Below are 11615 nucleotides of genomic sequence, written 5' to 3' on the forward strand. Positions count from 1 at the left end.
GCGGCTAAAGAAAGGCAGTCATATTTAGAACGGATTATTACTCCAGCCGGTCGATGGGAAATAGCCCCCGTTTACCGATGAGAAAAACTCTGCCACGCTAAAATCATCCGCCGCCGTATTTGGCGTCACGGTTAATACGGTGGAAGAGCTGGTCGTTTTCACCGACAGACCATAGATAATATTATCCAGGCCGCGCTTCAGGGCGATATATTTCCCCGTGGTGAAGGATTTGGTCACACCGCCGGTAGTCAGATTCAGCGCATTCAGCACGTGCTTTTTATCCTCCTCGGTGACGTAAAATAGCGTGTTCCCGTCGACGGAAAAGGCGCTCTGGATAAATACGGTGCTCAAACCCGTCACTGATTCAGTCAGATGAACATCCAGCACGTTACCGGCGATGGTGAACTGACCGTACACCAGGCTGGCGTTATTCCGCTGGACAGCGATGTTGTTTTTGCTGATATCAATGCAGGTTGGGACGCCGCCACACGGCAGGAAGACCGCGCTGTGGCTGACCACCTGGTTGTCTTTGCAATAGACATTCACTAGCTTGTACATGCCCTCTTTTTCAGCCACGTAGAACAGCCAGCAGCCGCCGTTGGCGGTATCACCCACAATACTCAGCGGCGAATTGATCATCGCCTCGACGGGCAGTGCGATAATGGCCTTCGCGTCCACCGAGGAGTCATTCATAAGATTGCGCTTGATATGGGCGTAGTTCAGGCCAACGCTGTCGATGAAATACAGGTGGGCATCGTCCGCCGCGCTGGCATCGGGCGCAAAGGCGCAGTTAGCCACATTGGCAGGCAGACTATCAAATAACCCGCTGGCATCGGCGACGGTTTTAAACGTCGAATCCATCAGGTATTTACCCAGAATATAATATCCTGTGCCGCCCGGCAGCGTGATGACATTACCGAAGTTATCCGAATCCACCGGGACCAGCGGGAACCCCGGAGATTCTATTTGCATCACATCATTCGTGAAGTCAAAAATACTGCGGTGATTAGCGCTGCCAGGAAACCAATATTGCTGATACGTTTCAGAATTAAAAGTCATAATATCCTCTCATTTCTACTGGAATGAAAAATCACCCTTACCGAATGGCAAGGGTGAGGACGCTTATTTCAGGGCGTTGATCTGGTATTGAATATTGCCGAAGGTCGCGGAGCTGTTAATGTCCTGGTTCAGCATTTCCGTCACTTCAATTGCCCCTGTTTCAGGGATTTCGGTGATGGTTAATACCGGGTCGATGCTGGTAAACAGGTTCGTGCCGTAGACCGTGCCGTTTGGCGCCAGCTTCAGGGAGAGATACTGATAGCCGTACACATAGCTGGAATCAGCAGAGTAAGAGGCCTGGCTGTCAATCTCATACACCCATACCTGGTTTTTCTTGGCGCTATCCAGCTTTTTCAGGAAATAGAGCTTGGTCGCGGAAGCGTTGAAATCAGGTGTCAGGGTGGCCGTTGAATTACTGACCAGCGCCTGATTGATGACCGAGAAACCGGTCGATACTTTGAGTTCGCCCACCATGATCTGATTGTTGACGGTGACGGCAATCTTATTGCCAAAGGTCACAATCGAGCTGGTTTTGCAGTCCACGGCGGCCGTGATGCTGGAGAACGGCGAGAGCATGATATGCACCGGCGCGGTGGTGCTGACGCCGGTGGTATCGCACTTGTAAGCCACCATGGTGTTCGCATTGGCCAGGGTTAAGACCCAGAACTCATTCTCGTTCACACAGGCCAGGCCAAACGGCGTCGCCACGCCATTGTCATTATTCAACGACTGGGTTCCCACCCAGTTCGCTTTCCCGCCCAGGCCGAACGGGAAATTCACAATGGCATAGTTGAGATGCTTGGTTGAGCGATCCACATAGAAAACATAATAGGTGGGAATGGATTCCGAGCAGCTCGGCGCAATAATACTGGTCAGGTAAGTGTGATCCAGCGTATCGAGCTTATAATCCGGATTAACCAGATTATGGTAGCCATCATAGATATTATTGCCGTCGAAGAATAAAACCCATTTACCGGTTTGCGGGTCGCAAATAGTGGATTCCTGCTGAGCGGTATTGGCTTCAACGACGCCCGGCATAGCGCCCGGCTCACGGTTGAGCGTATTGTTGGCGTTGTTAAAGTTATACAGCATGCGTGCCGTGGAGGTTGAGCTGGTTTGCGGCGTACCCGCCATCCACTGCATCTGCGCCTGTAAAGAAGGGATCTTTGCGCTTGCTTTTAATTCATCCATTTTTATCTTCTCTTGAGATTAGAAATAATAAGTGCAATAGCTGCCGTCGGAAGGATTCACCCGAGAGACGGTAATTGCTGTGTTGTTAAGATTATTTGCGGTAATACTGAATATCACCGGGCTGCTGACATTGACGTTCAGGTCGGTAACGAGACCTCCTTTATTCACTCCATCGATATAAATATCTGCGTTGTTATTGGTACTCAGGGTAAAGTTGCCCGCCTCTTCACTGACGGACAGCTTGAATTCGCGATTGCCGGTGCCAGGGATATAAGGTTCGCTGGTCAGGAGTGGGACGGTGATATCGTTGGTGCGCTCGGTTTCAAAGCCCACCGTGGAAGCAGGAATTGAGCTGCCGATAATCTGCGCGGTAATGGTGTTGTTCAGCGTGTCGCTCCCGGAGATATTGGTTTGCGCATACCCCTGGAAGTCGGTATTGATGGTGATGGTTTTGAGTTTGTTGTTGGTGAAATAGTTATTGCCGAACAGGCTGAACTCCACGGCGACATTGCGCAGCGGCACGCCGTTGTCCATCGCCAGATACTTCACGAAGCATCCCTGAATCACGGTGTTATTCCACGGCGCGTAGCCGGTCGAGCCGCCGAGATAGCTTGATCCGGTGATGACATCGCCCTCGGTATCAATGTTAGCCACGCTGTCGTCGGAGTAACCAATCCCGCCGGAGTGGAAGTTCACCGTGTAGTTAACGACGGCATAACCTTTGCCCGTTGGGGTGATGTATTTCGAAGGCACCGTGAAGGTCATTGTCTGCAGTCGGGCTTCATCCGCCGTGACGCTGCGGGTGGCGGAATAGACCGTGCCCGGCACCGGCGTGATGTCCGTGCCTGTATAGCAAGACCAGAACAGACTGACGCTGTCCCCTTCCGCCATCGACGGATAGCTGACATCGACCGGCGTGCCGCCGTTGCTCATCGCATCCGTTTCCGTGATGACGCCGTCATCCAGGGCTTCCGGCACCGTCGGAGCCGGCAGTTCAAGACTATGGGTCACGTCGACGCCAATTTCGGCGGCGAGGGAACTGCCCTGCTCGCCGGAGGCAAACAGCACGTTGTAGTAGCAAATGCCGTACCCGATACCGACAGGCAGGATCTCCGCGGTCGGGATGTTAACCACAAAGCCGCCGCTGAGATCCGTCTCTTTCACCAGGGTAATAAACTGCCACTCCGTTCCGGCGACCGGATCGCCATTTTGCGAGTAGCCCTGCCAGTGGGTGGTGACCGTATCGCCCACGCTGATGGCCGGATAAGCCGGGATCTGCACCGGCGTGCCGTTATCGCTGGCCGCTTCGTCCGCATCGATCCACTCATCGTCACCTTCAATAAAGACCGGCGGCGGCAGCGTGTTCCCGCTGGAGGTATTGATGTTGACGAAGCCGTTTTCCGAGCGCTCATTGCGGATGTCCGTGTGGGTCACGACATACCAGGCGCGCGCACTGTCCATATTTTCCGGAATGATAAACGCCGTGCTGATGGTGACGTTGAACCCGCCCAGTTCGCTCTCCTGAACCGTATGCGAAACGCTGGTGATGCTCTCCTGAATCACTTTTCCGTCGCGCGTCCCGACCCAGTACAGGGTGACGTTATCGTCCACGGCGATGCCCGGATAGTTAGGGATGGTGACCGGGGTGCCGCCGCCGCTCATGGCGTCGTCGTAGTCGAGGCTGTTATCGGCCCCCGCTTCCGGGAAGAGTGGCGGAGGCAGCGTGCCGGTGGAGGTTCTGTCGATAATCACTTTGCCGATGTTCGACCAGAAGCTGTTTTGCGCCGCGTCCACCAGGTTGTATTGCACCTTGTAGACTCCGTCGGGGAGCAACAGCGCGGCCTGCGGGTTGATCGCGGACGGCCACGGGAAATATTGCCCCATCGGGCCTTCGCCAAGACCAATAGAGTCAATAGCCACGCTTTCAAACCACAGCTCGAGAAAATCACCCGGTGCCGCATTTTCATACTCGGCAATATTAATAAGCACACCCGATGTAGAGAGTTCGGCCAGGTTGATCACGCCATCATTTTCCATTTGCGGAAATGATGGCGCATATAAAGTTTTTACAGGCATAAATATCCCTTTTAGGAAAATAATGAGTTCGTGACAGAGGCACTATAAGGATTCAGGAGGAGACGAATGGGGCAGAAATGAATAGCGAGAAATGCATTTTTTGCACAGCTACCGTTTCGATGAGTGTAAGAGTTGGCAATCTTTGTAATATTGACTTACATCTTAGCGGTTTTATCACATCGTGCTTTTTGTCGCTTTTCGGATTTTCTCCGATAGAATGTTTTCAAGGATACTCAACGACCGGAAGCCTGATGAATATTCCCCGAAAGCATGTCAACGATATAATCAACCACTTTATTAATAACACCCATCTGACGACAAAAATTAGCGTTTACAATCCAGGCGAAAACGACCGGACGCTGCTCGATGACGACTGCGTATTAATGGTTATTGAAGGGTATATTTCACTGGTTCGCGAAAAAGATGGCATTATCATGGCTTCTTTTGAAGGCCCTTACATCATAAAAATCTGCTCCTCGGGCGTATTTAATAAGATGCGTCTTAGTCAGGACAGTAACTTTTCCTATATCACCTGCAGACGTAGCGATTTTTATCAATACATCGGCGAGAAAGACCTTTGGTATAGCCTGGTCCAGATTCTGGAATACAGCACCTGGCAGCTTTACTCTAAAATAGAGATGATGACCCACGGCAGCGTCTATGACAGCGTGAAGTTCTATTTGGGAAAACTAAACAGTCATCCCGCGCTATGTCAGAAAGAGAATGTTTGTCAATATATTGTTGTCAGAACGGGTTATGCAAAAAGCGGAGTGATGGCGATTCTGAATGAATTACGGAAAGGAGGCTATATCACGATTGTGCGCGGTAAGTTAACCGGGTGCACTAAATTGCCAAATAAATTCTAAATTAACACGAGCGCTCGTGATCGTTATTAGAACAATTTGCTAATGTGCTTGATGATATTGGTTAGTTCTTCGTTGTGCTTAGCGCTCCGGCGCGAATAAAAGTAGGTGGTTATTCTGATGTCATCGAGCAAGATGGTATGACTGCGGTTGATGTTCATCATCTCACAGGTGGTGAGCGGCAACAGCATGTACCCCGTGCCGTTGGCTGACATCAGCAGGAAGTCAAGGATGGAGCCGTTGACGCCGCGGATCCGCGGGGTGAAATGCACCGCCTTCTCCAGCACCCCGGACAGACGCATCTGCGCGCTGGTCACCATATTTTCCCTGACCAGCAGCGGTATTTCTGCCAGTTTTTCCGGGTCGTTTTTGAGCTCGCTGTTGGTTATTAATAATAACGCGCTGCTGCTGTGGCTCTGGGCGACGACGGTTTGCGGAACGGGAAAATGATGGTTACTGACGATCAACGTATTGTGGCCCAACTCTCCGGCATCAAAATCCTCTTGTGTAATTTTCCTGCGGCTCAGTTGATAAGGTAACAGGCTCTTTTTCAGGCTGGACTCAATAATATCTGCGGGGTTATCAGGGAACGAGCTGTCAAGGATAATCTGTGTGACATTCTTTTTCCGCGTGGTCCCCAGCCGGTCTTCAATATGCATTATCTTTCGATATAAAGGCTCGGTTTGCTCGTATATCTCGAGCGCATATTCCGTTGGCTTAAACAGTCCATGCTGGCGAATAAATAATTTTTCTCCAAAGAGTGTTTCGAGTTCGTTAATCGTTTTACCCAAAGGTGAACGTGTAATAAAAAGTTCTTCACAAGCTTTGTTTAGACATCGCTTCTCCATTACCGTCATGAAATATTTCAGTTTCTTTGTTAATAAGAAGTGCATCAGTCTTTCCCCTTATCTACCCTAAAATTCATTGCAGTCCGCATCATCATATTGATGTGTGATGGAATAGCAAATGCTGTTTATTTTCTCTCTGTGCCTTTGATAAATGTAAATTATCATGTTAGTCCAGGTTATATGAGCAACTTCTGCCCAAACCCGTGCAAGATTGGACCGGTCTAAGAATTTTCGGATATCGTTAATGTCACGCGGATTAACCTGGCTTCACGGAAATAATTTTAAACATCTCACGTTCAAATCTGGAAGTGCGTCATGTAGCGTTTTTTTATTGCAGGTCAGTGTGGTAAATAGTGTGGTGAAAATGGCGGGGCTAATATTTTATTAAAGACAACTGTATTTATCGACGTGGCATTAAACAATGTCTCTCTGAGCCTCCGCTCTGGCAAAAGCTTTATCCAACTCACCGCAGTGATTCTTGTAAATAGGTTATATTCGCATGTATAAAAAAAGAATCCCGCCGACTCCGGCGGGCTATATTCGGCAGTGGCTGATATGGACGCAAATTGCGCTACAGATTATTTTTCCTTTTTTTACCGTCTTTCCTGCCAGCGCCGGGGAAGTCAAGGATGACGGGCAGGAATACGCCTCCCTGAGCGACAATATTAATCAGGTTGCCAGCACGCTGGCGGCAAATAATCTCCAGCAAAGCCTCTCTCAGGCTAAAGGCAACCTGGTCTCCGGCGTCACCTCCTCGGCGTCGTCCTCCGCGCAGGCGTGGCTCAGCCAGTTTGGCACCGCGAAAGTGCAGCTGAATGTCGACCAGGACGGCAACTGGGATCAAAGCTCGCTGGATCTGCTGGTTCCGCTTTACGATGACAAAAAATCCATGCTGTTCAGCCAGTTTGGTTTGCGTAAACCCGACGATCGATTGACGACCAACCTCGGGATGGGGGTGCGAACCTTTTATCTCGACAACTGGATGCTGGGCGGCAACGCCTTCTTTGATGATGACATGACGGGCAAAAACCGCCGCGTGGGGTTCGGGGCGGAAGCCTGGACCAACTTCCTGAAACTCTCAGCCAACGGCTATCTGGGCACCACCCAGTGGCACAGCTCCCGCGACTTTGACGACTACAACGAAAAACCTGCCGATGGTTTTGATATTCGGGCCGAGGCATATCTCCCCGCACTTCCGCAGCTGGGCGCAAAAGTCATTTATGAAAAGTACTACGGCGATAAAGTGGCACTGTTTGATAAAGATGACCTGCAAAAAAATCCGTCTGCCGTCACCATCGGCGTGAACTATACCCCCGTTCCGTTGATCACCGTGGGCACCAACTATCGCCGCGGTCAGGACGACATGAACGATATGCAGTTTCAGGTCGATATGCGATTCGACTTTGGCCACGACTGGCGTTATCAGCTCTCCCCGGACAACGTGGCGCTGCAGCGCAGCCTGGCGGGAAGCCGTTACGATGTGGTCGAGCGTAACAACCAGATCGTGATGCAATATCAGAAGAAAGAGACTCAGGGCGTAACCACCCTGCTGATGACGGCCCTCACGGATTACAGCCCGGCGGATGGTCTGGCGCAGAACACGCTCCAGGTTCAGGCGCTGGATGCCAAAGGGGATAAGGTCAAAGGCGCGCCTGTGGCCTGGTCCGCCTCCGGCAACGCGAAGCTGGACAGAACCGCCGGCTCAACGGATGCCGAAGGGATGATGACGATTAATATTTCCGATGCTCAGAATGAAATCGTCAACGTCACCGCCACCAGCGGCAGCGCCTCCACCACTCTCCCGTCGCACTTTAACGAGGTCAAAGCGGCGAAACTGGTGCTGACGGTGGATAAAAACGGCAGCTTCGCCAACGGCCAGGCGACGGACGATGCCACGGTTCGCGTATCGGACATCAACAATCATCCGGTGGCGAACACCAAAGTCGCCTGGGCGCTTGAGGCTCCGGCGAAGCTCGCGGAATCTCAGGCGGTCACGGATGCCGAGGGGCTGGCGCACGTCAAAGCCACCTCCCTGGTGCCGGGTGAATCTGTGCTGTCGGTCAGTTCGGGCGATCTGTCCGACCAGAAAACGTTGCAGTTTGTCGTCAACGCCGAACAGGCCAAAATCACCGACTTTAGCGTCACCGTCGATAACAGCCCCGCCAACGGCAAAACGCAAAACAGCGCGCTGATAACCGTAAAAGATCCCTCCGGAAATCCGGTCAAAGACCAGCCGGTAACGGTGAAAGCGGACAAATCGACGGTCGCGTTTGGCGCACCGGCCAAAGCGCGCGCGGCGACGCCGGGCCAGACCGATGACAAAGGGGAGCTGCGCGTCTCATTCAGCGACACGGTAGCCGAAAGCGTGCAGCTCACCGCCACGCTCAGCAACGGCGACAGCAAGCAGACGCAGGCGACCTTCGTGGCCGACAGCGAAAGCGCGACGTTACACGACCTTAAGGTGACGAAAGACGGCGCGCTGGCGAACGGCACCGATGCCGACCACGCAGAGGTGACGGTGCTCGACGGCCAGGGCAATCCCCTCGCTAACCAGCTGATCACCTGGAGCGCGACCCCGCAGGGCACCACCTTCCTGCCCGCCAGAACCAGCACCACCGACAGCGCGGGTAAAGCGCAGATCGGCTACACCAGCAAGATCGCGCAAACCATCCAGCTGACCGCCACGCTCGCCAACGGCGAAAAAGCCAGCACCGCGTCGCTTTTCGTCCCGGATGCCAACAGCGAGCAGATTAAAACCTACACCGTCACCGGCGGGGCGGTAGCGAACGGCACCGCCACCAACAGCGCCACGGTCATCGTGACCGATAGCTTTAACAACCCGGTCACGAGTGAGAAAGTGACCTGGACGCTCTCCGGCACGGCGGTCGGGTCGGAGCCGGAAAGCACCACCGATGCCGCCGGTAAAGCCTCCATCACCCTCACCGACACTAAAGCGGAGACCGTAGGCGTGAAGGTGGCCCTGAAAAATGGCGCCACTGAAACTCAGGACTCGGTGTTTGTCGCCGACAGCGAGCACGCGCTCATCACCTCATTGCAGGTGACAAAGGACGGCAGCCCGGCGGATAACAAAACGCCTGACACGGCAAAAATCGTGGTGATGGATAGCCACAATAATCCGGTGAAAGATGCAGTGGTGACCTGGACGTTCGACAGCGCCTCAGTCACCGCCCCCGCCACCAGCAAGACCAATAAAGACGGCGAAGCCAGCGTGGACTACACGGATGCCATCGCCGAGTCGGTTAATCTCACCGCCTCCCTGGCAAACGGTGAGCATAAAAGCGTGGCAAGTCAGTTTGTCGCCGATGTCTCCTCCGCCAAAGTGGCGCTTGCGATGCTTAAAGATGGGGAGTTAGCCGATGGGCAAAAAGCGGACGTGGTCAAAGCGGTGGTGACGGATGCGCTGGGCCATACGCTGGCGAATCAGACCATCACCTGGAGCACTGGCAGCACCACGGCTTCCGTTGAGCCGACCAGCCAGACGAACATCACCGGTGAGTCGCAGGTGACCGTCACTGATACCGTCGGGGAAGCGGTGAACATCACCGCCACACTCGCCAACCAGGCCACGGCGTCGCAGACGGCGAGCTTCACCTCGCACAGCGTGACGGCGATCCAGCAATACCGTAGCCCGCAGAAGGCGGACGGCAGCGGGCAGATCTACTTCACGGCGACGGTGACCAACGAAAAAGGGGCGCCGGTAAAAGATTCTCCGGTCACCTTTAGCACCACGGGTCATGGCGTGCTAAGCGCCACCACGATGAATACGGATGGGAACGGCGAAGCAGAGGTCATAGAGACCGATGTAACGCCGGAAGTGGTGACGGTGACGGCGAAATCTGCGGATTACGCGCTGGATGCCGGGAAAAGCACCACCGGGGAGTTTACCCAGGATCAGATCACCGCCCTGACCGCGAACGGCAAGAGTTTTGCCCCTGACGCCGGGTTCCCGAAAACCGGCTTCCTCTCGGGGAGCTTTACGCTGGAGATCGGCAATACAACGGCGAACAACGCCAACTATACCTATACCAGCGATAACAGCTGGCTACGGCCTGACAGCACGCCCGGTAAGTACATCATGGCGTCGCCCCCGACCGTCGACATGAAAACCGTGACCCTGACGGCCACGCCAAAATCCGGCCAGGGGCAGCCGCTCACCTATGTCGTGCACCTCGATCACTGGTTTACCAACATCGCGCGGTCATCGAAAGATCCGACGATCGCCGATCAGGACTGTCTCAATAAAGGGATGACCATCCCGGGTTACAAATTACTGTCCGATGTGCCTCCCAGCAGTCAGGGTGTGCGTGCTGTCGGCAGTTTGTGGGGAGAATGGGGCGATCTGAGCACCTACAGCAACTGGTCGACGGCCAGTACCGCCCAGTCGATGTGGGCGGCGGAGGATGGCGTTCACGAAACCCGCATTTTCGTCCACTGGCGTGATGGCTACGTGAACGAGAACATCCCGTCCGACAATATGGACGAGGTGTGTCTGGCGTTCTAAGCAGCAGAGAAGACTGGCGTTCGCACCGTGGGCGGACGCCAGACTCAGACCCCGTTGATCCACTTACAGTTTTATCCTAAAGCCATGCCGCTTCGCTCGTGCCATCCTTAATCACGCTCATAACATGAATAACGTGAATTGAGGATATTATGAAAAAGACAATTATCGCATTATCTGCACTTCTGCTGGCTTCCCCTGTTTTTGCCGCAACCACACACGCAACCGACGACACCGTTGCCGCCGCGAAAGCGAACGCTAACGACGCGAAGCAAAAACTGCATGAAGAGCAGAACAAAGGTGAAGAGCTGAAGCTCAAAAACCAGCACGCCGCTGAAGGCAAAAGCGAGAGCTTTGGCAGCAAGGTGAGTGAGGATTCCCAGAAGGCATGGCACAAAACCAAAGAAGGTACCGAGAAAGGTTGGGATGCCACCAAAGAAGGGACCGAGAAAGGCTGGAATAAAACCAAAGAAGGCGCATCTTCTCTGGAAAAGAAAGTCACCGAGTAAGTTATCTCCCCCGAAAAGGCCGCCATCGCGGCCTTTTTTATTTGCAGGCAGGTGCGGTCTGCATTGCCCGGTGGCGCTGCGCTTACCGGGCCTACAAAAGCCAGTTCGGAGGGTTTTGTAGGCCGGGTAAGGCGAAGCCGCCACCCGGCGCATACACCGCTGCGGCCCCAATTCGCCCGGTGGCGCTGCGCTTACCGGGCCTACAAAGTCCAGTTCGGAGGGTTTCGTAGGCCGGGTAAGGCGAAGCCGCCACCCGGCGCAAACGCCGCTGCGGCCTCAATTGCCCGGTGGCGCTGCGCTTACCGGGCCTACAAAGGCCAGTTCGGATGGTTTTGTAGGCCGGGTAAGGCGTAGCCGCCACCCGGCGCAAACACCGCTGCGGCCCCAATTCGCCCGATGGCGCTGCGCTTACCGGGCCTACAAAGTCCAGTTCGGAGGGTTTTGTAGGCCGGGTAAGGCGAAGCCGCCACCCGGCGCAAACACCGCTGCGGCCCTAATTCACCCGGTGGCGCTGCGCTTACCGGGCCTACAAAGGCCAGTTCGGAGGGTT

7 protein-coding genes are annotated in these 11615 nt (G+C 53.9%); 3 read left to right on the top strand and 4 right to left on the bottom strand.

The features are described 5' to 3' along the window. Window positions 1-24: 24 nt before the first annotated feature. The 3 genes from U9O48_RS17030 to U9O48_RS17040 all read right to left on the bottom strand — a co-directional run bounded on the left by U9O48_RS17030 (window position 25) and on the right by U9O48_RS17040 (window position 4326). Window positions 25-972 (bottom strand): hypothetical protein, encoded by a 948-nt coding sequence (locus tag U9O48_RS17030; protein WP_285150799.1) that lies wholly within the window; start codon window positions 970-972, stop codon window positions 25-27. A 150-nt stretch (window positions 973-1122) separates the two neighbouring features. Continuing rightward, the gene (locus U9O48_RS17035) at window positions 1123-2250 is read right to left on the bottom strand and encodes a hypothetical protein (RefSeq protein WP_285150800.1); all 1128 of its coding nucleotides are present in this window, start codon (window positions 2248-2250) and stop codon (window positions 1123-1125) included. Window positions 2251-2268: 18 nt separating this feature from the next. Continuing rightward, window positions 2269-4326, bottom strand: a complete 2058-nt coding sequence (locus tag U9O48_RS17040) for a hypothetical protein (protein WP_285150801.1) — start codon at window positions 4324-4326, stop codon at window positions 2269-2271. A gap of 251 nt (window positions 4327-4577) precedes the next feature. Between U9O48_RS17040 and U9O48_RS17045 the strand changes: the two genes are divergently transcribed. After that, window positions 4578-5192, top strand: coding sequence for a helix-turn-helix domain-containing protein (locus U9O48_RS17045; protein WP_285150802.1), 615 nt, complete (start codon window positions 4578-4580; stop codon window positions 5190-5192). A gap of 26 nt (window positions 5193-5218) precedes the next feature. On the opposite strand, the gene U9O48_RS17050 is transcribed toward U9O48_RS17045, so the two are convergent. Beyond that, window positions 5219-6082 (bottom strand): LysR family transcriptional regulator, encoded by an 864-nt coding sequence (locus tag U9O48_RS17050; RefSeq protein WP_285150803.1) that lies wholly within the window; start codon window positions 6080-6082, stop codon window positions 5219-5221. A gap of 454 nt (window positions 6083-6536) precedes the next feature. Here U9O48_RS17050 and U9O48_RS17055 point away from each other — a divergent pair, with 454 nt between their 5' ends. Then, window positions 6537-10559 (top strand): Ig-like domain-containing protein, encoded by a 4023-nt coding sequence (locus U9O48_RS17055; protein WP_324722833.1) that lies wholly within the window; start codon window positions 6537-6539, stop codon window positions 10557-10559. 149 nt (window positions 10560-10708) lie between these two features. After that, window positions 10709-11065 (top strand): hypothetical protein, encoded by a 357-nt coding sequence (locus U9O48_RS17060; protein WP_285150805.1) that lies wholly within the window; start codon window positions 10709-10711, stop codon window positions 11063-11065. Window positions 11066-11615 lie beyond the last annotated feature (550 nt).

The organism is Lelliottia sp. JS-SCA-14 (assembly GCF_035593345.1).
Lineage (GTDB): Bacteria > Pseudomonadota > Gammaproteobacteria > Enterobacterales > Enterobacteriaceae > Enterobacter > Enterobacter wanjuensis.